The 25,451-nt window shown below is 43.3% G+C and carries 15 protein-coding genes and 1 pseudogene; 3 read left to right on the plus strand and 13 right to left on the minus strand.

Annotation, left to right across the window (positions count from 1 at the left end):
• The first annotated feature begins 144 nt into the window (after positions 1-144).
• Positions 145-786, plus strand: coding sequence for a DUF938 domain-containing protein (locus CF168_RS11545; protein WP_089067934.1), 642 nt, complete (start codon positions 145-147; stop codon positions 784-786).
• A gap of 183 nt (positions 787-969) precedes the next feature.
• Here the strand turns inward: CF168_RS11545 and CF168_RS11550 are convergent, their stop codons facing one another.
• The 3 genes from CF168_RS11550 to CF168_RS11560 form a co-directional block, all read right to left on the minus strand.
• Positions 970-2,667: a class I SAM-dependent methyltransferase gene (locus tag CF168_RS11550; protein WP_240520022.1), complete on the minus strand. Its 1,698-nt coding sequence runs from the start codon at positions 2,665-2,667 to the stop codon at positions 970-972.
• Positions 2,668-3,225: 558 nt separating this feature from the next.
• On the minus strand, positions 3,226-3,648 hold the full coding sequence (locus tag CF168_RS22535; protein WP_232015282.1) for a hypothetical protein: 423 nt from the start codon (positions 3,646-3,648) through the stop codon (positions 3,226-3,228).
• An 18-nt stretch (positions 3,649-3,666) separates the two neighbouring features.
• On the minus strand, positions 3,667-4,011 hold the full coding sequence (locus CF168_RS11560; protein ID WP_430980675.1) for a hypothetical protein: 345 nt from the start codon (positions 4,009-4,011) through the stop codon (positions 3,667-3,669).
• Between the two features lie 44 nt (positions 4,012-4,055).
• On the opposite strand from CF168_RS11560, the gene CF168_RS11565 reads away from it, so the two are divergent.
• Complete coding sequence (locus CF168_RS11565) at positions 4,056-5,261, plus strand: IS256-like element ISSod5 family transposase (RefSeq protein ID WP_089066614.1); 1,206 nt, start codon at positions 4,056-4,058, stop codon at positions 5,259-5,261.
• A 34-nt stretch (positions 5,262-5,295) separates the two neighbouring features.
• On the opposite strand, the pseudogene CF168_RS11570 reads toward CF168_RS11565, so the two are convergent.
• The 9 genes and pseudogenes from CF168_RS11570 to CF168_RS11610 all read right to left on the minus strand — a co-directional run.
• Positions 5,296-8,004 (minus strand): annotated as a pseudogene (locus tag CF168_RS11570) (type I restriction endonuclease subunit R); the annotation flags it as partial.
• Positions 7,994-9,943, minus strand: coding sequence for a DUF262 domain-containing protein (locus tag CF168_RS11575; protein WP_089067936.1), 1,950 nt, complete (start codon positions 9,941-9,943; stop codon positions 7,994-7,996). The gene CF168_RS11575 and the pseudogene CF168_RS11570, both read right to left, overlap by 11 nt.
• Positions 9,940-11,316, minus strand: a complete 1,377-nt coding sequence (locus CF168_RS11580) for a DUF262 domain-containing protein (RefSeq protein WP_089067937.1) — start codon at positions 11,314-11,316, stop codon at positions 9,940-9,942. The genes CF168_RS11575 and CF168_RS11580 overlap by 4 nt, the downstream gene beginning before the upstream one ends.
• Complete coding sequence (locus CF168_RS11585; RefSeq protein ID WP_089067938.1) at positions 11,313-12,527, minus strand: DUF4268 domain-containing protein; 1,215 nt, start codon at positions 12,525-12,527, stop codon at positions 11,313-11,315. Before CF168_RS11585 ends, CF168_RS11580 begins: the two co-directional genes overlap by 4 nt.
• 9 nt (positions 12,528-12,536) lie before the next feature.
• Positions 12,537-13,907 carry a restriction endonuclease subunit S gene (locus CF168_RS11590; protein WP_197721445.1) on the minus strand — a complete coding sequence of 457 codons (1,371 nt, stop codon included), beginning with the start codon at positions 13,905-13,907 and terminating at the stop codon, positions 12,537-12,539.
• On the minus strand, positions 13,907-16,396 hold the full coding sequence (locus tag CF168_RS11595) for a type I restriction-modification system subunit M (RefSeq protein ID WP_089067939.1): 2,490 nt from the start codon (positions 16,394-16,396) through the stop codon (positions 13,907-13,909). The genes CF168_RS11590 and CF168_RS11595 overlap by 1 nt, the downstream gene beginning before the upstream one ends.
• 113 nt (positions 16,397-16,509) lie before the next feature.
• Positions 16,510-17,337: a WYL domain-containing protein gene (locus CF168_RS11600; RefSeq protein ID WP_430980742.1), complete on the minus strand. Its 828-nt coding sequence runs from the start codon at positions 17,335-17,337 to the stop codon at positions 16,510-16,512.
• Positions 17,338-17,818: 481 nt separating this feature from the next.
• Positions 17,819-18,499 carry a hypothetical protein gene (locus CF168_RS11605; protein WP_089067941.1) on the minus strand — a complete coding sequence of 227 codons (681 nt, stop codon included), beginning with the start codon at positions 18,497-18,499 and terminating at the stop codon, positions 17,819-17,821.
• Between the two features lie 2 nt (positions 18,500-18,501).
• Complete coding sequence (locus CF168_RS11610) at positions 18,502-18,702, minus strand: WYL domain-containing protein (protein ID WP_157705952.1); 201 nt, start codon at positions 18,700-18,702, stop codon at positions 18,502-18,504.
• Between the two features lie 132 nt (positions 18,703-18,834).
• On the opposite strand from CF168_RS11610, the gene CF168_RS22320 reads away from it, so the two are divergent.
• A complete protein-coding gene (locus CF168_RS22320) occupies positions 18,835-18,954 on the plus strand; it encodes a type IV toxin-antitoxin system YeeU family antitoxin (RefSeq protein WP_240520096.1) in 120 nt (39 codons plus the stop codon).
• A gap of 255 nt (positions 18,955-19,209) precedes the next feature.
• On the opposite strand, the gene CF168_RS11615 is transcribed toward CF168_RS22320, so the two are convergent.
• Positions 19,210-25,437, minus strand: coding sequence for a DEAD/DEAH box helicase (locus CF168_RS11615; RefSeq protein ID WP_089067942.1), 6,228 nt, complete (start codon positions 25,435-25,437; stop codon positions 19,210-19,212).
• Between the last annotated feature and the right edge of the window lie 14 nt (positions 25,438-25,451).

Consider the following 25,451-nt stretch of genomic DNA (forward strand, 5'->3'; position numbering starts at 1 on the left):
CCATCCCAAATCGTGCTTATCAATAGAATTTGCCGCCGCATTGGCTTAAGCTACAGGCCATTACGACCGCGATGCAGACTGACACCGCGTGTTTATCAGACAAACACTTTGCTTGCCCCCGCAAGGATAAATTTAGGACATACCATGTTTCAGGATCCTCAAACGCCGCCTAGCTTGCTGCCGTTTTCTCAAGCCTGTGAAAATAACAAAGCGCCAATACTCGCCGTGCTACAAACCGCCTTTGCCAGCGCCAAACAGGTGCTGGAAATTGGCAGCGGCACGGGACAACATGCAGTTTATTTTGCTGAAAATCTACCTCAGCTTTTCTGGCAAACCAGCGATCAAACCGATTACCTTGAGGGCATTAGCGCAAGATGCCACCAACAAGGGCATCAAAAAGGTATCAACAACCTCGGCTTGCCCTTCGCACTCGATGTCACCCAACCTTGGCCCATTAATGACACCCGCATCGACGCCGTCTTCAGCGCCAATACCTTGCATATTATGAGTCAAACCATGGTTGAAGCCTTTTTTGCTGGTTTGAGCCAATATTTGCCACAACTCAATACCCTCTGTATTTACGGCCCTTTTAACTACCAAGGCCAGTTTACCAGCGACAGTAATCGTCAATTCGATCAGTATTTAAAACAAAGAGATAGTGAGAGTGGTATTCGGGACATAGAATGGATTATTCAGCTCGCCCAAGCGCAAGCCATCACATTGGTTGCTGATACCGCCATGCCCGCCAATAATCGGCTGCTGCATTTTTCAAAACAGGAAAAATAATATTGCCGTGGTGTTATGTAACGTAATGCCAGAACCTTGAAAGACTTCATCGCCAGCATAACTCAGCAGATGCGAACCTATAATTCGCATCACTTAGAATGGAAAACTGATTTACATGAAGTTGAGTTTCGAGAATGTCAAAGTTTGGTGTGTTATTAGACCTGAAAATACTTTTAGGCCGAATCACCATTCTTTTAATTGTTGAAGTGACTTTATTCGATCTCGCTGAAAAAGCATCGCTTCAAATACATCACTGAATTGATCTGTATTAACACCTAACCCTGGCAGCGCAAAACTTGCCTGCGTAAAAAATACATTTTTGTTTTCGCTCCAAGCAATCTCCCACCAATCAAGGATCCAATCCTTAGATTGCTGCATTCTCAATTTTGTCGGAAGACGATCACTTTTATTAGCATTAATGGAGTGCTTAGTCGGAAGTAGATTCCAAAGATCGTTATTAGGCCATCGCGCAAATGGAAACGCATGGTCAATCGCAAATTCACTATGATCCAACAGATCACCACTCCAACAACAGTTCAGATCCGCAACTTGTTGCAGTTCTTGTACTCTGTCTCTGATCTGCTGCGTATTACGCTGAGCATCTTCCCACTTAAGTGCAGCATAAAAATCGACCTGACTATAAGCATACTGTTTATTAAGTTCATATCCAGCCATAACTGAACACCACTCGTTGATTAGTGCTGGTTCAATCCAAATACTGTACTGAGTTAACGAATCCCAAATTCGTTTGGGTACTTTAAAAATACCAAATGACTTCAGATAATTGAAATCTATTGATAGATAGCTTTTCGGGGATCTATTCGGCAGTATTTCAACTTCAAATACAGCCTTATCAGTACCTGGCAAGGTAATATATTTTGCCGGCATATTTTTGATAGTGGAGCTAATATCTTTTAGTGTGTGATGCACCGCATCGATTAATGAAGTCTCGACAAACGCAGCACCTAAATAAAAATCGTTGTTAGCAAAGCTAGCCAAACTCCCCCAGCCATTCGGTTTTATAAATCCAAGCCCTTTATTGACATTGCTGCTTTGCTGCATCGGTTTAGGGCCATCCACTAGCGGTTTATATAATTTGAGCCAGTATAACGCCACGAGTCCTAATGGTAGTAAAACAGAGTCTTCATGTTGTTCGATGACAGCTCCAGCATGCCCTTCAGCAATTCGTAATAATGCCCTCAGTAAAGCCAACTTATAGGTGGATGACTTACTATCATTTACCACGATATTTCTGATCAGTGGAAATGCGCCAGTGCCGTCATCAGGTAAGGTACATACAACTGTTTCCCAAACAACTTCGGATCTTCCAAGCTGATCAGCTTGAGATGCTCTACCTATCTCAAACTGTAAGCCGAATTGGCTTGCTAATTCAGCCACTTCTGACGAACTCACATCAAACATCAGCCTGTCATCAGGACTAGCGCCATGTCGTAACGAGATCACCATCTTCCCATTAGGTTTGAGCAATGAACTCAATTTACGAAAAGCGCGTTGGCGGTGAGATGGCGGGATATGCATCCAAACCGCACTTAATAAAATAAGATCGAATTTGGTGTGTAATGCAAAGACAGAGGAAAGCTCAGGCAAAGAGTCATTGAGCCAAAAAACGTCTAAATCCATAGAGCGCTGTTTTGCTATTTCTAATAGTGCTTTGGCAGGTTCAACGGCTACAACACTGTAACCACGTTGCGCGAGATAACGAGCATCACGTCCAGAACCAGCTCCAACATCGAGTATCATTCCCTCTTTAGGAAGATATTCAAGCCATTCCTTATGAACAGCTTCGAAAGACAAGCTGTCGTATTGAGATGCAAACTGTTCAGCACTTTTTGAGTAAAACTCTATTGTCTTATTGTTCACAGCATTTGAAAATCCACTGAGCGAATACACCCTATGCTAACTCAATTTAAATCAATGAATCAATTAGTTAACAATATTCTTGAATTCGTTCAGCGTCACAGTGTTGGCTGTTTTGTTAAAACGAACCACATGAATGGCTAGCACGCCAACTTAAGTGTGAAACATCACGATGCTCAAGAAGCGCTATGGCACGTCGCATATCTTAAATGATGGGCTTTAATGCGAACATAAACGGACAGGAAAACGCAGATTTTGCCCAGAAACAACAAAGGGAACCAGTAAGATACTGATTCCCTTTGCTTAAATGTGGCGAGAGAGGGAGTCTACTTCATGGCATAACGTATTGAAAAACATAATCAATATAAGTCAAACATAGGGCTGCATTACTTTTTGCATTACTTCTGTTTTTTGATATTTTCTTCAATTAGACCAATGACTTACCCTGAGAATCCGACTCCTTAATTTCAGTTCAAAATAACAACATAACCAATTGTATTTAATGGCTTTTGCTCCATTTCAAAAAAATCAACAAAAATTTAAAACAAATAACGCTAATCGTCATTTTTGACTAATATTCGCACATCTGTGATTTATTTTGATAGCTTCAATGCCTAGATCAGACATCGTTTCAGTAACGGCTTCATCACTAACTGGCAAACGTAAGATAACGCTTGCATGATCTGTAAGTTCTAGTGGATCGCAACAAGATTTAAATGTTACCTTTGTTGCATCTTTTTGATACGCAAGCTTACCGATAGCACTCTCAAAGGCTTTCTCATCAATCCAACCTGTACCGAAATCAATTTCCACATGCTGAGCCCGTATCAAGCACAATTCATGATTTGAGTTTTTCACAAACGTATCCTGGTTTTTGTGAAGAAACGAGTTCACTTGGGACTTATCCAGTCCCAGCTCCTTGGCAATTTGACGTCCTTTCAGGCCTGGTGACCCATCTAACAACTCTGAGACTGCCTTCAGCAAACCATCACTCCTTTCTACCTACATACCTACCATTCGTTGCATACTTTGCGTCCACGATGCTTTAAATGCTGAATCCCCTGCGAACAACTTGTAGAGCTCAAGTTCATCTTTACGGCGTTGCAGCATAATTTCCTTGAGCATTTTTTCGAAAGCCAAATCTCTATTATGAGGATCTGGGTTGTTTTTGTATTTAGATTCGAAATCTGGGTGATTGCGGATACTCTCAGCGATGTTCACAAACTTAACTTTTTGCTCTTCAGGTGTGGCACTCCAGCCTTGGAACCATCGCTCATTAAATGTGCGAATGATTTCATCCAGCGGGTCAGTTTCTTTTTCACCGCCATGCGCCCCGGTAGTGTTCAAATTTCTGTGTCATTTCTTTAAGCTATACCAAAAAGAGATGATTTATGACCACACCTACTTTTGATATCAATGCTGCCATTCAAGCGCTGCGTGAAGGTAAAGACCTCACCGGCAAGGATGGCATCTTAACCCCTTTGATTAAGCAACTCACTGAAGCGGCCTTAGCCGCAGAGTTGGATGGCCATTTGGCGAGCACTGAAGGCGCTAATCGTAAAAACGGTAAAACCACTAAAACAGTTAAAAGCCCCATTGGTAACTTTGAGTTGAACACGCCCAGAGACAGAGCGGGCACCTTCGAGCCTCAATTAGTCAAAAAGCACCAAACCCAGCTTACCGATGAAATGGAGCGTAAAATCATTGGCTTATTTTCATTAGGCACCAGCTATCAAGATATTCGTGCACATATCGAAGACATGTACGGCATGTCGGTGTCCAACGGCACGGTGAACGCCATTACTGACAAGTTACTACCTGAGCTTCAGGCATGGCGGGAACGCGAGCTAGAGCCGCTTTACCCCGTCATATGGCTCGATGCGATTCACTATAAAATCAAAGAGAATGGTCGCTTTATCAGCAAGGCGGTTTACACCATTCTGGCCCTTAACGTCGAAGGCAAGAAAGAGCTATTAGGCTTATATCTGTCTGATAATGAAGGGGCTCACCATTGGTTAAGCGTACTAACCGACCTGTATAACCGTGGGGTGAAAGACATCCTCATCGCCTGTGTGGATGGCCTTAAAGGCTTTCCTGAAGCGATTGAAACCATATATCCACAGACGGAAGTACAGCTGTGCGTCATCCATCAAATTCGCAACTCAATGAAGTATGTCGCGTCCAAGCACCAAAAAGCCTTCATGGCCGATTTAAAGTGTGTTTATAAGGCTGCCACCTTGAATGCGGCCGAGATGGCACTGGATGAACTGGAGACAAAATGGGGTGATAAATACCCTGTAGTGATTAAGTCATGGCGCAACAAGTGGGCACTGCTATCGGTTTATTTCAAATACCCTGACTACGTTCGGACCGCCATCTACACCACCAATGCGGTTGAAGCCGTGCATCGCCAATTCAGAAAGTTAACTAAAACCAAAGGTGGTTTTGCTAACGAGAACAGTTTACTCAAGCTGCTTTACGCGGGTATATTGAAGGCCTCTGAGCGCTGGACTCACCCCATCCAAAATTGGAATTTGACGCTATCACAGCTCTCAATCCATTTTGAGGGGCGCTTAGAAAACCATATCGATCTGTGAAATTAACCTGACACAGAATTATGAACAGCCTCTGCGCCCCACGTGGGTTCGGATTTTGAGGATCAAGCTCCGCTTCTTGGTCACTAAGTTTAATGCTGTGGTTAAGCTTCACACGTTGCAAACCGTATGAACTCAGATCGACAGAATCGAGAAGCTCATCAATAGCATCTGCATCGGGATCTTCCACTTTCAATTTTGGTATTAAAAACTTCAGGAACCAAAACAGTTTTTCCCAGCAGACCATTTCATAAGGCATGATAGAAGCCATCTGCCCATAGATTTTCACGAACTGCTTGGCTTTAATCTTAAAGTCCACTTTAGCTTCAGCTTCAAGCTCCAGCTCATGGTCAAACCGTGCTGCTGCGACATCAATGATTGGGCTGAGTGTTTGGGCGTCTTCATTCTTGAAATAACGTGTCACAAAGTCTTCAACTTCATACCACTCGTACACACCTACATCATCCATTTCATCTTTCAATTCGTGCAGCACGTTTATATCTGTAGCCTGGGACAACGACGTTGCTGTGTAGAAAGGATCGAATGCTGACTGAATATCTTCAACCGAGTTGAAAAAGTCTAAAACAAACAGGTCTTCTGTTTTTTTACCCCATTTAGGCGCACTTCGATTGAGACGAGATAATGTCTGGACACACAAGACACTGGCGAGCTTCTTATCCACATACATGGCACAAAGCTTAGGCTGGTCAAACCCAGTCAGATACTTGTTTGCAACCACTAAAAGTCGATACTCATCAGTATCAAACATATCTTTGGTATCTGACTCGGCAAAACCATTAATATCTGCTTCGGTATATTCAATACCATCAACTTCTTTGGTTCCTGAGAAAGCAATGGCAATTTTAAAGGGGTTCCCTTGCTCCTCAAGTATCCGCCTTATCGCTTTGTAGTATCGAATGGCCGTCTCAATATTTTGAGTGACCACCATTCCCTTACCTTTACCTTTGAGCTTTTTCGCATTCACTACATGTGGAACAAAATGCTCCAGCATAATCTCTGCCTTGGTATCAATCGTTTGCTGGCTTCGTTCTACATAAGCTCTGAGTTTTTTCTGCGCCTTTTTGGTATCAAACTCAGGGTTATCAGCGATTGATTTCTCAATCTCATAATAACTTTTGTACGTCGTATAATTTGCCAGCACATCCAAGATGAAGCCTTCTTCAATGGCTTGTTTCATGGAATACAAGTGAAACGGCTTGAAAGAGCCATCTTCTTGGCGTTGACCAAATTTCTCTAAAGTGCTGTTTTTGGGTGTGGCTGTAAATGCCAAGTACGATGCATTCCCTCGCATCTTGCGCGATTTCATCGCCTGAAGGATTTTATCCTGGGCATCTTCGGCCTCATCGACTTCAGATTTGCCCATCGCTCGGTTCATATTGTCATGCGCCGAGCCAGACTGTGAGCTGTGTGCTTCATCGATAATCACCGCAAAGCGCTTGTCACTAAGATCAGCGATACCATCAATAATGAACGGAAATTTCTGAATCGTCGTTATGATGATCTTTTTGCCATTTTCGAGCGCCTGCTTAAGCTCAGATGACTTGTTCGCCGGGGCAATAATGTTCTTTACTTCAGAAAACTCTTTAATGTTATCCCGCAACTGCTTGTCCAATAGGCGTCTATCGGTAACCACAATTACAGAGTCAAATAACGGCTGCTCCAAGCTTTTTCCGCCTGCCACATCAGACGATGCAGGATAGGTTTCAATTAACTGATAAGCTGCCCAGGTAATCGAATTAGACTTACCTGAACCAGCCGAGTGTTGAATTAAATAAGTCTGACCGACACCGTGCTGGGCAGCATGGTCTACTAATTTTCTCACCACATCCAATTGATGGTATCGAGGAAAGAACAGAGTTCGCTTTGGTAATGGATCTTTGCTTGACCCATCCAGACGCACAAAATGCTGGATAATATTTGCCAAGCTTTCTTTGGTGAATACTTCATGCCATAGGTATGCCGTTTTATGGCCAGATGGATTCGGCGGATTACCTTGTCCAAGATTGTGTCCTTTATTGAACGGCAAGAAGAAGGTACTGCCACCCGATAACTTGGTGGTCATATACACTTCGTCGGTATCGACCGCCATATGCACTAGGCAGCGGCCAAAGGTCAGCAATGGCTGAGATGCATCTCGATCATCTCGATACTGCTTTTGGCCGTGATAACGTGCAGTTTGCCCCGTCCATGCGTTCTTCAACTCTAGCGTTATCAATGGTATTCCGTTGATAAACAATACCATGTCGATTTCTTGTAGGGGATTTTCCATGGAATAGCGCACCTGCCGAGTACAACTAAACACGTTATCCGCAAAGTTTTGCTTTACCTTCACACTACTGCTTGCCAGAGGGGCTGGATAGAGCAAATTGAAATGAGCATCGTCTACGCTTAGCCCTTTCTTAAGTAAATGAAGAATGCCATGCTTCTTAATCAGTCGGTCAAATCGTTCGAGTAACTTACGCTGCCAATCTGAGGGATTGTTCTTTTGCAGTTTGGCCAGCTCTACTTCTTGTGTCTTTTGCAGAAATTGCCAGAAGAAACGTTCATCAATGGCATATTGCATATTGAAATCAGATGGAAAGCCTGACATGTAGCCGCAATGGTTCACACCATATGGCGTAACAATCCCATCAGAAATGCCTGCTTTTTGATCTTCAAGGCAATGACCTGTGAGGGCTCTTTCAATACTAGCCTCTAACGCCTGCTCGTTAGTACTACTGACCATTGACTACTCCTTCCATGTAATGTTTTTCCAATAATTTCAACATTTTTTGCTGATGTTTATCTATTTCGATAGCAGACCATTGGCCATTTGATTGTGTGTACGTCTCAAAAATATCTTTCAGCTTTAACGCGTCGTAGCGCGGCTTGGAATCAAAATCCGCTTTTTTCTTTGCTACCGTTTGGTTGCTATATGATGAGTTTTCACCAGGGCTTAGAAGCACTAAATTACCAAAAGCATTTAATGGGCTCTTTTCTAGCTCATGATGGTACTCTTCATTTTGAGGATGAACGTGCTCAACCGAATTTTTCGAAGTGATCCGATAACGTTTTAACTTATCATCATTGGTTTTATCACCGTTTTTCCAGAGTAAGTATTCCAGCTTCTGAAACCAATAATGTTCGAATCGAGTTCCCAAAGAACTTTTAAGATAGATAGCTTGATCTTCCCAAGGGATCGTTTGTGGCGAAATATCTGATGCAAGTTTAAAGCTAGCTTCTTTTTGCGTTTCCCTAGTAAGCGACATTTTATTGTCGATGCTCTCCAATAGCGTAACCACGTCTTCATCATTCGCTTTAGGATCAGCAACCAATCGACATAAAAACGCTGTTAACCAATACTGGGCTGAGCGATCACCTGTAAAGTTTCGCACGGCTTGCAATTGTGCCAGTAAACCAAGTTCTTTGGCTTTACGATTGATATAGGCTTTATTCTTACTAATCGAGGTTAAACGTAACTGAGCATCTTCTCTGTCATCATGCTCGACCCATTTCACAACCCAGGTATCGAACTGATAACGAACCTGCCATAACAATTCGATAAACGATTTAATGGTTCGTTCATCATGTTGTAGTAACCCTTCAAAACACAACATCAGATTGCTAGCACGGATACGAGGAGTAAGATCATCCCACGATTTCTGGGTACAAAAAATTCTGAGTGTATGAATCAACAGCAACTCAAAACTGATAATTGAACGACAATAAACGGTCTCATCGTCAAAATCATCGCTTTGACTTTCAGATTGTTCAGGTTCGACATCAAAGTCCAATGATCCAGATGCTATCTCAGCAATTGACTTACCAACTCGTTGAACACTATTACTAGAGCTGACTAGAGGAAATAGCTCTGCCTGATAGTTGGCAAGATCGGTATACTCCAACGTTTGCCAGTCGGCATTTTTGAATATCTGTCTCAGATTTCGCTCAAAATAGTTATCGGTATGTTCACACGCTTGCCAAATACTGCTGTAAACGGCTTTATCTGTTGTTATGTGTTTGAACAACTTTGCTTTCAATAAATCAACTGGTTCTAGCTGTATGCCACCTGTATTTAAACTCGAAAACAACCGGTTCAAATCCATAGATGCTGGAACAATATTATTTACCCACTGCACTTGGTTAAAAATGTAGTCAGCAAAACCTTGGATATCGAAGTCTGATTGCTCTGCCAACTTATCGACTTGCTGTCTCAGAATCGTAAGGTTAGCTTCTAAATGTACTAAATACTCATCCTTACGAATATCTTCTTCACCGGGTTTCGTAATCTTGTCCAGTCCCGCGTAGCTGCCAAGCAAGTTCCGCACTGACTCTCTGATTTCGAACGTTAATCTTGGATTTTCACCTTTGATACTCACATGAGCCAGCTGAGTCTCAATCCCTACAGCCTTGAAGGCAAGTGATAACAACATCAATGTTGTGGTTCTTTGCTGCCCATCGATCAGCTCATATTCGCTTTTATCACCATTTAACGCACTCAAGACACTGCCAATAAAGTAATGTGGCTCTTTAGCTAAATAAGCATCTCGAACGTCGTCAAATAACTTAATCACTTCTTCTTCACGCCAGACGTATGGGCGCTGATAGCAAGGAATAACGAAGCCCAAATCTTTTGTCGCGATGATTTGTAATGAAAGCAGCTCTGTTTCAACCTTTGAGCTCATGCTGCCTCCGTCATTTCGGTGATATTGCAGGTTAATGAGTTAGCAAATGAAGCCGCGTACTGTTCTGGCGACAAATCCAGCTGAAAATGCTTACTTACTTCAGCAATAAAGCGCTTCTTAACACTATTGGTATCTGATTCTAAATTGCTAGGATCGACGACCAAATCAAACGCATCAAAAAAGGTAAAACACTGCTTAGTTGTGTAGCTCAAAGCAATCCAATCCAAAACTGGATAGTCCCTCACAAAACTTGAAATGGAATTTTCTCTCACCGCCTTCTGATTACTCACTCTGCGGGAGTAAACGACTCTGAATAATTTGTTCGCCGCCAACTCCAACTGATATTCACCAAACTGGCTGATGTACATCATCAGACATGCTTCATATAAACCTTGTAGATAACCACATCCTTCCAAGCCCTTAAGCCAGCATACAAAACGGTTGTAGCCTTCTAGATGCGGTAACGTCGGATGAATCCAGTACTTCTGATATAAGTTTTGAAAATACGACAAGTAACGAATAGTGTTAATACCCGCATTTAGCGGTTGTCTGACTTCGTATCCCTGTTGCGCGGCTTGTTGGACAACGTCGCCACCAATCCCGGTTAACCGCAGTATCTGACCATAAGCAATGTCATCACCTTCGGTAGTTTGTTCACCAAGTTCAGCAACGATTTGATCCCTTACCACTTTGGTTTGTAGATGTGGTGCGAGTTCTCGCAAATTCAGCTGTTGCCAATATCGTCCTTTCAAAAGAAATTTGACTGAGTTATCTAACTTACCCAAGCCTTCCCATTGGAGCGCAAATCTTGATTGATGAACCTTAGGAACCGCCCTTAAATGATGAGCTTTGATAATGTCGGGACCACCAAGTCTCACACCGCCAGTATTTTGCGTTTCAAAAAAGCGGTACGCATCATCTTCTGACTCAGTGACTACCAATGAAAACTGAATACGTTCAAAATTGATAAGCTTCGCCCACTTTGACTTATGATTTGCTATCCAATCAAGATTTGCCTTAATTTGCTGTTGGCTAAGGGGCGATTCAAAACGTAGGTCAAGCTTTTGGTGCTGTTGTAAGAGGAAACCGAATAAAGCTAAGGTTGTTATACGCTGTTGACCATCGATGATTTTCAGCTGTTGTTCATCATGGTGAAGAATAAGGCTACCCAAATAATACGATAGCTCACTATGCTTATGAAAATGCGCTTCTAAATCTTCTAGCAAGCTATCAATTTGCTGGCTTTGCCAACAATAAGGCCGCTGGTATTCAGGAATAACTAACGTTCCAGTAATCTGCTTACCATTACTCCCAAGTATTTTATGGCCTTCAAAAAGTTGTTGCGCTGAGCAAGTTGCGACACTTACCGTCATTTCACATCCTTATGTTTTAATCTCTCTGAAGCTTGCAGCAGCGGTGCCTTAAGTACCTTTTCCAGTTTAACCATATGCTCAAGATGCCAGGTAATATGATCCAGCCAAATGTCTTTATTGAATCCATCGGCTTTGGTAGAAAACTGAATACGCGATTGTTTTTTGTTATCGAGGCGAAGCCATTCGAGCGGTTCACCAAAGGCTAAATCTATCTGATCTTTTTGTTTTACCAGTTCGTCAAATAGCCACTTGTTTTCGTCACTATTAGCTCGACCTAACCATAGCTCAACGCGTAGTTCTTTTTGATTAAAAATCAGGCTAAATGGACAACCTGTTACGCCAGAGCCCGCGCATAACCAATGATCTTTGGTGGTACTGATGTTGTTATAGAGTTGGCAAGAGCTTTTCTGAAACGCCTCTAAGGCACGCTCCCAGTACTCGCGACGCACCGTATGGCGGTTTTTCAGTACCACTTCGGTCGTTTTTTCTTCCGCTTCCTTGGCATTAATGCCGATCATCAATTCTTTCGCTTCTGGCGTTGGAATGATCTGGTCAATATTAATCAGTAGCTGTTCACCCAGTGAATAAGGAGTGATTTTGAAGCAGGCAATGCTAATGCCTTGACCCAGTAACCACAGCGCTGTGCTGGTCACTTCTTTGCGAAAGTTTGCCGCAACTAACATAATGCGCTGGCTGTTACCCAGGTTGAGCTTTAACTCATCGAGATCGGGCGCATCCAAAAAATCACATATTCTTTGACTGGCACTAAGAGCGGTACTTGCAGGGGCATTTAACAGGTCAACCTCTCCGGTTACGGGCTCATAGCGGTCTAAATACTGTTGGTAAATGTCAACTATTTGCGCTTTGGTTAAACTGGCACAGTAAGAGGCATATTTAAGCGCCTGCCACACCACATCGCGGCCACTGTCGTCCAGCTTGTTTTCAATAATGACCAAGTTGCCATCTTTATCCAGTGCCAGTAAATCTAAACGTTCACGGCTTGCGTCCAGCACAAAAGGAAAAAGCGCAAAGCCATCGAACTCTTTTTGAATAATCAACAGCTCTTCACCGAGTGCGGAAGGCTCGTGTGCCAAGCGCAGCCCTGAGCGGGTAAAAAGCTGAAGATGCTTGCGCTCAGTAAAGCCCAACTCACTGAATCTCTTCGTCTTAACCGGACTAATCCTGTTGGTCTGATGATTTACCGTGAACATATTCGCTTCCTATTGCTCAACCATTTCTGGGGTGATCTTGATTTTTCCTGTCACGGCGCTGTTGATCAGTGTGGTTTTGTATTCCTTAAAAGACGAAATTTGGTTTTGTAGTGAACTGAATGCCTCTGAATATCTATTTTCAACGTCTGCTACATAAGACTCAATTTGTAGTTGTTCGTCAAAAGGGGGAACAATTGACCTCATATTGTAAAAATCGTTTGTGTATAACGGACTCATCCCCTCAGTCACACCATAGACTAGGGTTCTAAAAATACTGACATAAACTGGTGTATGAAATAACAGTTCAAAGTATTTACTTGAAACATTTGATAGCGGAGAAAAAACGGTGTAATTATTCGTGATAATTCCTCTATCTGGTGCTTTCCAAAATACTCCTAAATGAGCTTTATATTTGTTCAAAACCAAATCGCCTTTATGGCAAAGCTGAAAGGAATCAAATGACTCTGCTTGTGTTGAGTTCTCAATCATTTCATCTGTTGGCACCAATCCTCGCGCCTGTGTTACAGAATACTTGACTTCATCGCCTCTTCGATCTGACCTTCTTACAACTCTAAATAGAAATCGAGACTGTTTAACCTCCCAATGTTCTGGAATCTTTCCAATCCAATCCACACCGGAATCTTTCATTGGCACATTGGGATCAAGCCCTTGGGTCACCGCCTGTTGGATGATGATCTGCTTACGCTCTTTCAGCAGGCTAATTTGCTGCTCTTTGATCGCAATCGCGTCGTCGATTTGCGCGGTTTTCTTGTCTAGAAAATTTGCTATTAGGGACTGCTCTTCTTCGGCTGGGATAGGTAAAAGTGAATACTGCAACGCCTCATAGCTTATGTTCTTTCCTTCACGTATACCTACAATTGATGTTTGCAACTCTGAAATAAAGATCTGACTTTTAAAGAGATATTTGTAGTACCCAGCCAATAGATGAGCTCTCTTAGCTTTTAACACAGTGTATGCGGGACTTATTATTCCGTCATGATGGCAATATTCCAAACCACCTTCAAAAGAGCGCAAGCTTATCGCAAAGTCACCTTTTTCAATAAATTTGAAGCTATCAAGGTTGCCCGATGGCATGACCATTCTATTCTCTACCCACTCTCTTGGAACTACGCCTTGATTTTGCGTAACAGATAATAAAGTTTCGTTAGGTTTGTTTTTCACCGAAGTATCTTTGAAAAGAAACTTCATTTTAATAGCATCCCAATGATTTGGTAATTTACCCAACCATTCAACCCCAGAATCTACATAGTCCTCATACTTCGGCATCAACGCTAAACTATGACTCGGGCTGTCCATGCCCTCGCGCTTCGCACCAACGGCAGAGCTGCTGTTCAAATTTATTCCCGATAAATTTGTCATTACGCTTCTCCCTGAACTTCCGCCACGTTCACACCCAAACTCTCTATTCCAAGGATTTGCGCAATAAGACCTTCGGCTTTTTGTTCTAGGTTGATGATGTCGGTTGCGACCTCGTCTAAACTACGCAGCGGTTTATGACGGTAGAAATACTTATTGAAGCTAATTTCATAGCCAATTTTCACCGTATCTAAGTTTATCCATGCTTCATCAACATGAGGCTTTACTTCGTCTAGGAAGTACTGGTAAATGCTTTGCTGCTTTTCACCACCTGACATGGGAACAGATTCTGTGTCACGCAGGTCTGAGTTGGTCTCGTAAGTGATGAACTCGCCTTTTTTACCGCCTTCTGTGATAGGAACGGGGTAATAACCAAAATCTGGCAGGTCAGCGACTTCACACTCATAGCGCTCCAGCAGGTCGTTTAATTTTTCACCGCTTAACTTAACTACCTTTTTAACCACTTTCTTGGCGGTTTCGTCATACCAGCTCACTGCGTTCAGGATGGCATTTTTCTCAGATGCTGAAAGCTTAATAGCATGGGCTTTTAGTGATTTATCAACTTGGGTTTTAAAGCTATTGAAGTCATCAAATTCAATGCTACCGATGTCACCCATCAGCGTTTGTGCCGTTTCAAGCAATGCTTTAAGCGCCAGCCAGTGTTTCACATCAAGCAGTTTGGCCTTAGCCTTGGCATTGAGACTGATGTCGTTATCTTCACACCAAGAAAGAATGTCCTTCTCAATGGATTTTAAGAAGCTCTTTTTCTTTTCAGTACCCTCTTTGTTATTGCCAGGGGCAGTTTTTTCGTAAACACGTTCGCCGTGCTCTGCGTACACGTACTCCATCACTTCACTAAGCTGCTTATCCCCACTACCTGAACCGAAGCGCAGTGGAGCTATTGCGTCTTGAGTGAACTTGGCTCTTCGGCGGTCTGGGCGCTCGATAGTGACTTTGTAGTAGCCAAAATCGTCATTGCTGAACACCTTGCTAGCAATGCCGATCGGATCATTATTTGCATCAAGCGCTCTTTCAACATCCTCACATGCGAGGTAAGTATCGGTAATTTCCGTGATGTGCTCAGGCGCAAATTCGCAGTTTTTGTTACCTAAGTTCTTACGCAACTTACGGTATAGCAAGCTGGCATCAATCAGCTGCACCCTTCCTTTGCGTGCCTCGGGTTTATTGTTGTTCAACACCCAAATGTAAGTGGTAATACCGGTGTTGTAGAACAGGTTATTTGGTAACTGAACGATGGCATCTAGCATGTCGTTTTCAATGATGAAGCGACGAATGTTACTTTCGCCACCGCCCGCATCACCGGTAAAGAGCGATGAGCCGTTATGAACAGAGGCAATCCGGCTGCCTAATGGACTTACGCTCGGATCTTTCATCTTGTTGACCATTTCCATTAAGAAGAGCAGCTGGCCATCACTTGAACGTGGCGTGGCATCTACCACTTCGAGATTTCCCCAATAGTCTTTCAGGCTAACCTTAAAACGCGGGTCGATCACATCACTGCCGTCTTTAATGTGCTTCTGTTCAGACGCCCAACTCTTACCGTATGGCGGATTAGACAACATAAAGTCAAAACGTGAAGCCGCAAACTCGTCGGTAGACAAGGTTGAGCCTACTTTGATGTTCTCAGGGTTGTTACCTTTGATCATCATGTCCGATTTACAAATCGCGTAGGTCTCGTCGTTGATCTCTTTGCCGTAAAGATATACATCTCGGCTATCGTTTGGATATTTCTCTTCAATGAAGTTTTGAGATTCAGTGAGCATACCACCGCTACCACACGCAGGGTCGTAAACGGTCATGGTCAATGGTAGCTGCTCTTTCACTGGGTCAAACACCATGTGCGTCATCAATTCAATCACTTCACGTGGCGTAAAGTGTTCGCCTGCTTCTTCGTTGTTTTCTTCGTTGAACTTGCGGATCAACTCTTCGAACACGTAACCCATACCCAGGTTGGTAAGGGCTGGCATCTTGTTGCCATCTGGGTCTTCGACCGTTTCATGAGTGAGGTTGATGTAAGGGGAAACAAATTTCTCGACGACATCAAGAAGGACTTGCTTTGAGGCCATGTGACGAATTTGCGACTTGAGGTTAAAGCATTCAATGATTTCTTTAACGTTATCGCTAAAGCCAAGCAGGTACTCTTCAAAGTTGGCGAGTAATATCTGTTGGTTATTCGTTGCGGTGTTGAATAGGGATTTCAGCGTCCATTTAGATGTATTGTAAAAGACATAACCACTGGCTGCCTTCAACGGTTCATCATCAAGCTCCGTGGCTTGCATCTCTTCTTTTTGGAACTTTACCTCTTCAAGCACGGCTTCTTTGGTAGGTTCTAGTAACGTATCTAAACGTCGCAATACCACCATAGGTAAAATCACATCACGGTACTTACCGCGAACGTACACATCACGTAAACAGTCGTCGGCAATGTTCCAAATAAATGAGATGAGCTTGTTATGTACACTATGATCCATTTTCTTTTCCTGTTCAGTGTTGGTTGCACCCCATTAGGTTGCTGCAACGGCTTCACTATAAATTTAAAATTCTGTTCTTTATGTAACGTCTCAATGGTCGCTACATCGTTCGATTAACTTGTTCTTCCCGGCGCTAGCTTTAAGTTTGTGACACCATAAAGTGCCTGGCTGTTACGCAACCAAAGCTGATACTCAAAGCCCATTAATGAGTGTTCCGTAGAACAATCTACATGCCATTGGCGAAGCAAATACCCAGCGGTTGCTGCTCTAATCTCAACCTTTAAAACGCCACCCGTCATGCCATAGTCCAGCTCTATCGCTTCGCTGTGCTCAATACGTGGATGCGGCACTAACTCAAGCTCTACAAATCGGTTCCATTGCCGATCTTGGGTTTCGAGCTCCGTTTCAGACAAAGTGGAATCTTCAAGCACGAACGCTGCTTTAATGCGGGTCAATACAAAGTCACGGAACCCATTTGGCGCTCCGCTTTGGCCATGCTTACGGTCGAATGCTCGAACATGCCAACGCAGGCCATTGTCCACCAGCGTATGCGGTACAATTTCACGCGTTGTTTCACCGCTCGATAACGACACATAGGTGATGCTCAAGGCTTTGCCTTTGTGTATGGCCTCGGTAACTTTCGCCACTATCGATAGACTCGGCTTGTTTAAGTGATAAGGCGCTTCACACGCAAGAGGTGGTTTTAGCTGGCCAGAAAAACCATCACCAAAGCCTTGGCTTAAGGTGGCTAGCGTTCTGATCACATCAAAATCGAAAAGGGATATAAAAGACGCGGCCTTAAGATGTTGCTTACGCTTTTCATCATAAATTACATTTTGCCGGGCGATCTCTTTGTAACGGGCAAAATCTTGGGTCGCTACGGAAGGAGCAATATTGAATCGTTCAACGAGATCGGTTCGACGAGCCTCACCTTTAAACATCAATACAAAATCAATGTGAGCCAATCGCTCGCGCTGCGCAAGCGTTAAACTTTCCAATGTTAATTGAGTCAAGGTCTATCCTTAGCATGCTCGCATGGTAGTACAACAAACTGAGAATTGTTATACAGCCTACCGAATTTAAGTAGGCTAATATTACCAACTAGTTTACCCTGCGACTACTTCTATCGAGTGTGAAATTGTGATTTAAAGCAAAAGTTAGCCTTCTTTAAACTGCTTAAATTTCAAACAATTATTTATAGGCTTGGCTCGATTCGTCGGACATTAACAAACCTGTGATCGGTCTAACAAAAAACGGCAATAGCATTAACTCCGCAATAGTGATGCAGAGTTGTGGCTTATTGTTGTTCAATTTGAGGCTCGGTAATCGCTTACTTTGCTGCAAATGCTATTCTACTGCTTCATTCCGCTTAATCTTTTATGTGTTGCCTGATATATATGTAAGATAATAAACTTGAAATTATTAGTTTTGTTCCAATGCTAACCCTGTAAATATTTTACAAAGCGTTGGTTTGTTTGCATTGGAAGACCAATGATTACTAGGGAATCGGCCCGAATTAATAATTGAGCCAGTATTATCAGCCACTTGAATTACTGCATTCCAATAAGTAGTGGTTGGCCCCTCAAAACCAGGATCAAGTAAGTACAACTTCGTTATGATTTGAGTGTCATCTTGGTTTTCAAAATACTCATAACCCACGACTAAAGCCCAGTGAGCACCGCCACCCTGCCAATCAATTCCAACAACTACTGGATTATCTGTATCGATACATTCAGAAATCTCATAAGCAAGTTCCCTTGTCGATTCTGATTCTAATGTTCGCAAATCGACTTTAGCCTGAGGGCTAGATTTAAAATGGCCTACAAGCCATTCCAATTCATCAATTTTCGTACCTTTTCTAACCATTGTGTCAAAGATACACAGACCATCCAAAAACTTACCTAGCCGTGTTCTTCCATCCACTCTATCAGGGCTAGTAACTTCTGCACGCGTAACGACACCATGGTAAATTAACCCCATTAAGATGCTATATGGCCCACATGCACCGTCAATGTCGCCCTGTCTTAGAGCAATTTTTTCTTGGTTAGCAAACACACCTTCCGAAGAAAGCTCCAATTGGTCTAATACAATAATACCTTTCATTTTCATATCCTTTTATTAATTATGTCGAAAGTGTAATACCCAAGTGCCACAGAAAACTGCTTTTTCATGTTTTCTCGTAAAGCAGTTGGTTCCAACACTTCAACACTGACAGCGTGCGACATAATCCACCAACGCAGTTGCCAGCTATCAATAACAGTGGCGGTTAACAAACACCATTCATCATCGATTTTGCTAAGCTGCATATTGTTGCTTAACGGTTGTTCTTCAAGGTGGTCAGCTTATAAGCACCTTTACCCTTGCTTTAAACCTTATTAAACCCGCAGAACCTTCACTGGTGAATTTCATGCCACGTCACCATTGAGCACGCTGGTTTTATCTGTGAAGCAGATACCTTAGGCTGTCACGGCTATTTGTATATTGCGATTTATCAAACCGAAGCTAAGCCACTATCCCCCGCAACTTCGCCCTCCTCGATAACTTGTTCTAGCTCGTAAGCTTGCACCATCCCCCCAACCTTAAACACCTTTTCCTAAACCCTAGCAAGACCCCAAGCAAGCAATCCTTAGCAACTCACATTAAACCGCTCAACCAACAACGTTGTGTTTAATGATGGGATTTTAAGTATGAAGCATGAGGGTGACCTTTTGGGTTTGATTAAGTACGGGTAACTCTCATCTTTTCAAGATGAAGTGTCAGTTCTAGTCTGAACTAATACAGTTAATTAATTTGATATGACATTTTTACCTCCGTTACTCTACGGAGAAAAATATCGCTGTCGCCCATTTCCCACTTCGCAGTTTCCAATCAGCAGTTAATAAATCACGAGCCAAATACTCAATTTGGTCATGTGGTTTGAGCTCATTCTCATTTGAGTGTTTATCTACCCACCAGTAACCAAACCCTTGATCCAACCACATTTGCACTGTCACTCCGTCATCAAAAACCAATGACATAGTTCTGGCATGAGGCAGCAAATATTTATCCTTAGTATTTAACTCAATATCAAAGCCAGACTGGTAAATTGCTTCATCTAGGACTAGTTGGCGCGCCTCTTCACTTTGCCAATTATCTTGGACTGTTTTTTGTTCTTCCTGACTCTTCCAACGCTTTTCTCTTTGTAGTTCAGCTTCAGTTTTCAGCGCGCCGGTGACTATACGGGCTCTACACCCTTCGTAATGACTAAGAATTGCACCAATAGTGCGAAGGCATAGCCCCATAGGTAGAGGCGCTGCAAGATATCGGTCTTGATAAATGACTTCCGTTATTTTGTGCTGCTGCATTCTGTTCATCAAAAGCTCTGATGAAGTAAACACACTTGTCCAGAACAAGGCTCCGAACCTATCAGCTGGTCCATCAAGCTCCTTGTGAATGGATACACTTCCCAATTTTTCAGAGTTTTTTAGCACTTCGAGAACGCATTCAGTTACAAGGGGAGCCTTTCTAAGGCCTTTTATCAGTTGCGACTCATACCCATCCACAATCCCCCAGCATTGAGCCATATCGCCTACTACAACTTCAGCAAATAGAGTTTGCCCTTCCGGCAATGGGCTTGGAGTCTGCTTTAAGGAAATTTTTGGATGACTCGACAACCAAGACAAACTAATTTGCTCTGAAATATCTAAGTTAGGCAACTCATTCTCTGACAACACTAGATTTAGCGCACGCTCTCTTGCCCAATCGTAAAGTGAGTTAATTAATGGCCAACTTTCAAAATCTACCAGTGCTTTCTTCGAAATGTATACATTCAGAACAGGAACGCCAGCATGCGCCATAGCCTGTTCAATAGCGACACGCAATGGTTTCAACTCTCTTTGGTTTCCACTTTCGAAGATCTCGAATTCAGCTGGTAACAACATTCGATTGAAAAAGTCATTATCCAAAAAGCCAATCACCGCTCGTCTATCCAATAGATCCAAAGCGTGTTGAGTAGAGTAGTCTACCAAGCAACGGTGACATGCCCTATCACATGAGCAGCTGACCGCTTTACCCTTAGATTTCTCTAGTAACTCAACAATGTATTCAGACGCTTTTATCGAGAAGCCAGCTCCACCAGCCGCAGAGTCATAGAGCACGATTGCTTGGGCTTCTTGGTTGTCATAATTAACTGGCTTTGTAGTACAGCCAATCTCATCGCTGTTAATCCCGAGCTTCTCTGCCAACTCATTTCTAATCAGAACAGAAATAGTTCGAGCGATGGTTCTATTACTCAAAACAGAACCGTCTGCATTGAATAGCAGTAATTCAAACACATCAGTGTGTGTACTGTGGCCAAGTTCGATTGGTCCTTTTATTGCGAAATCACGCTCATTGCCTCCACAGAAGACTTCGCTTTCACGCTCTAGTTCACCTTTACCTCCACGAAGGCGTGTATGTCTTTCAAGAACCTTGTGAGCAGTTACTGACTCATCATCAGGCATGGGCTCCATTCGACCACACTCTAGGCAAAGAGCGTATCCACGATTAGATAAACCTGTACTGTGGTAATAGACATGACCATCATGGCTAGATTTAAACAAAACACTTGGGTTTACACTCATTTCTACCCAATCGCTTTTCTCAACTGTCACCCACGGGTCTTGAAAAGGGATATGGGTCAATTTAGAGATATCGTTGTGTGGTTTATTACGAATATCAATCGCAAAACTACCCGGCTCGATAAAACGATGATAGGTATTAGGCTTCAACTCAGAATCACAGCTTTTACAACTGGTTGGTAATGCCCTGTCAACACCGCTCGAACCACAATGATTACAACGCCATGCCCACAATAGCGATTGGATTTCACTTACTTGGTCTGCAGATGCTGGGCTATGCCAATTAAGAATCACGCCACCAGATTGATAAACGCGACCGTCCAATACAACTTCTGCTCCTGGTGCGTAGTCCCTGATGGCAACAGACAGATCACGCGATGGGTAATCTCTGGCGCTATACAAGTTATCAATACGATGCTCTAATTGGCTATCCTTAGCAGACCTCGCCTGTTTTGCTGCTTGAATTACGTTTTTGCGGCGATTGATAGACTCAATATTGTCATTGTTAAGTGAAACAACATCCGTTGGAAAACCATAACCAGGTAGAAAACCTTTTCGAGCTAGCTCAGAAAGCAAATATTCCCCTTCCAAACGTTGGATTTGAGATTCTACAGCGGCTTGAGCAGTAGATAGCCTATTGTTATCGCTCTTTATCGTCTCACTTTGTTCTATCAACAACTCATGCTCTTTTTTCCAACGCTTGAGAATATCTTCAATTTGACAAGCTGCATCTCTGACTAGCTGGTGTTTGGCAGTTTCCTGCAATATTGTACGCTTAAGAAGTGTTTCTAGGCCTGCGTTAATTTCATTCAACGCATCTGTTCGACACCAACTTGCAAACACCTCTGCATGGGCTGGACAGCTTTCATGGAGAGGAGCAAAGAAATTACCGCAGCTCAAACGTAGTGCGTTGTCACTAAGAGGATGGTTTCTCAGAAATACAGAAAGCAAAAGCGCATTGATATGACGCTTAACGATATACTCACTCGACAACGAAACATTGGGAACATGGATAGGGGTGTCAAAAGCCCAACGAGTTTCCTCGAATATATGCTCTCCATGCGGAGTATTCTTACAGAGCGTTAGTGCTACGGAGCGACTCTCTCCACGGCGTCCTGCTCGACCCGCTCGCTGCAGATAGTTAGCAGGGTTTGGTGGCGCATTGTTCATCGCAACAACCGAAATACCACCAATGTCTACACCCATTTCCATCGTAGTGGAACAGCTAAGAACATTAATAACCCCAGCTTTGAACTTCTCCTCGTAATCTCTCAGTAAACTCGCCGGTAGCTGTGCAGAGTGCTCTGCAACCCTGAAATATGGCGTTCGTTCAACAATTCTGTCTGAAATATCAGACCAAGCATTCTCACGACGCAGGAACGTCACCTCATCGCTTTCTTGCCAACCCCTCACCTGTTCTAAAGTTATCTGAGATCCATCTTCAACGTTTCGCCCATAGGGATATGGGTAGGATGGCGATGGTAGAAGGCGGCAAAGCTGATCTTGTCGCGCTCCCTTAACATTGAGATACGGGGACACCTCCTGCAAAGGCGTATCAATAATCTTTTGTGTATGCGGACACTGCCACTTGTCTTTTGTCAGGCTAAAGCTGACCTGTTTCTCGAGTTCGAGTCGATAACCATCTCCACTGGCCGAGAGGACATGACGTTGCAATACTTTCCATGCCTCTTGCAGAATGATGTTAATGCTTACCCTGTCCTCTTTCTCGTCGAGGTTCAGATTAAACGCAGTAACCAACAACTTCACGAGTCGTGGTTGTACACTACCACCTCTAACTTGTGGCCAACTTTGAATGTTGCGGTATTGAGTGTCGTTATCAGGCGCTATAATCAATCCTGGAGAAAACTTGGCGCCAATCCAACGCTGCTGCTCTTCACTAAGAGAAATTGCTTTGTTAGCTCGCACATGGAAGTTGAGGCAAAGTGTCAGAAAGTCGACCCATGATTTTTGAGCTTCATCGACCGTAGAGTTTAGTCGCTTCCACTCTAAGGGAGCTGTATTCCCTTTATCTTTGATGGAAGGAAACTCCAATCGAATGAGCCCTAATGTCTCCAAGGTGTTTTGGCGCTTGGGTCGGCTATTAAACTCTCTTAATAGTAGCAATCTCGCAAGCAATAGCGGGTCCTTAACCATACTCATTTGCTCATCAAACCGCTGATAAGAGTCTTTAATCCAATACTGAAGCTCCCTCTCTTTAGCTAACTCATGCTCAACATCAGACCAGGGGATAGACACATCACCAGCGCTCGCTAACGATGCAATTTTCTCCTCGATGATTTCGACCATGTCATCATCACCTAACTCTTTGAACGTATCCAATCGAGCTTTGTATTTCTCAAGATCTGCGTGTTGCTCAGGGGTTAAATTACCACTCTTGAGTGTTCTGTCCGTTACTAAATGAAAGAGAGCAGCGCGTAAGAACTGTCGTTCAGCATCTTGTTGTGATTTAGCAGCAAAGCGTGCTGTACCTTGTCGACTATCTGTAAAAGTAATCATCCGACGACCGTTCCATGGTCCCTTGAGTTGCTCCTTCTTCCCATCTTGGCAAAACTCTAACAAGGTAGGGATTACCGTCGATAACATGAAGGGCGCTCCATTGCGGAAATGGCGGTAAAAATCAAAGTTCTGGATCTTAGTGTGTTGACAGCAAGGGCATCGCAACCCCAAGCAACTGCCTTTGGACTTCTCATAGCCTTCAACTTTATTGACCAAATATGCCTCTTTGAAGCTCGCACTTTTCAATACTCGATCATTGTTCAGCCAATAAGAACCCGTCTCATCCCATGGTTGCTCAGCCAGAATACACAGCCTAGTGTGCACCTCGCTATCATCAGCCTCAATATCTTCAAACATATCGATATCGTCTGACTCAATATCCAAGGAGAAATCGTCAACACTGGACTCAGGTTTGGTCAAGCTTAGAACGGTATCACCAGACTCTTTAGAGATACTTTCCTCTGCAAGAAGAAGACTTGTTCCGCAGCCGTTACAACCTGTCATTTCAAACACAGGAGAACCGCACGAACACTTTTCTCTACGTGACATATAGACCATTCCAAAACGCCACTCGATGCTGTCGAGAGGCGTGTTCGATTTTGCAGAACAGCTAGGGTTTGAACATGCCCAAAGGCCCCCTGAGACTCTATGAAAAAGGTGCATACGAAATGGAATAAACGCCATCCCGCTGGAATCTTTTGTCGATGCACATACGTCTAACCATTTGAGCGTCATTTCTTCACTGAGCAGTTCGTCTGTTGCTGAAAGGAGCTTTCTTATTTGAAGGAGCGACAAACGGTTGTCATCGGTACTTAAGGATTGGCGAAGAATGCGAAGCGGCATGATCGACTCTAGCGCCTTATATCGATCACTCATACTGGTAATGGTACTTATTGCTTTCAAGTCCATTGCATAAGGCGACTCAAACTCTGAAAGAGGTGAGACTTCGCGATGACCTTTCACCAGATAAACTTGAGAAATATCGACGCCAGCCACATCCGCCAAAAAAGCCTTTAGATCGGTGTCCGAGTTTTTTCCACCAATGGTCGCCGACGTGGCTACAAATCGAACTCGATCCGGTGTGACATCAAAACCATGCATTACTCTTCGAAGAAGTAAAGATAATTCAGCTGCTTGAGAACCAATGTAAGTGTGTGCCTCATCCAAAACAATCCATCGCAGCTTTCCTTTGGACTTAGCTAAGATTGGTTCATCTTTTTGTCGAACCAACATGTATTCCAACATTGTCGCATTGGTGACTAAGATCTGTCCTGGCTCGTCTCGTAATGCCTTTCTAGAAAGCTGCTGATTCGGGTGTGCACGCTGTTTCGCTGCAGGCACGATTTCTTTGGTCTCACCATTGTACAAACAGAACTTTACCTCAGCTCCAAGCTCGTGTGTCCAAGCAGCAAGTCTATCGCGCTGGCTGTTAATTAGTGCGTTTAGAGGATATAAAAATAGCGCCTCAACACCATTTGATTTACTTTGACGCTTTACAATGTCATTGAGGATTGGAACAAGGAAACACTCGGTCTTACCTGAGCCCGTACCACTACTCACGATCACTGAGCGAGGTTCTGATTGAAAGAGATGTTCCCAAGCCTCATATTGATGTGCATAAGGGCGCAAACTACTATCGAACTTATAGTCATCGCGAAGCTCTTTGGGAGGGTTTTCCATCGCATCAACCAGACGAGTCTCTAATCGTCCGCCTGATAATGCTGTCATAGGTTCGGTGTGGTGTTTCCAACCGAAAGTTGCTTCAAATACTGGATCACCAAGAAAAGCACCATCTTGACCAGGTGGTTTACTGAAAGCACTCCAAAGAAACTCTCTCAGTGGTTTAGATCGCAGTCCAAATTGTCCAAGTGTTGCTCGCGCAGCACGCTTCGTTAGCTGATCAATAATAGATTCAAAATATTCCATTAAATTAGTCTCCA

The sequence above is a fragment of the Shewanella bicestrii genome (assembly GCF_002216875.1).
Lineage (GTDB): Bacteria > Pseudomonadota > Gammaproteobacteria > Enterobacterales > Shewanellaceae > Shewanella > Shewanella seohaensis.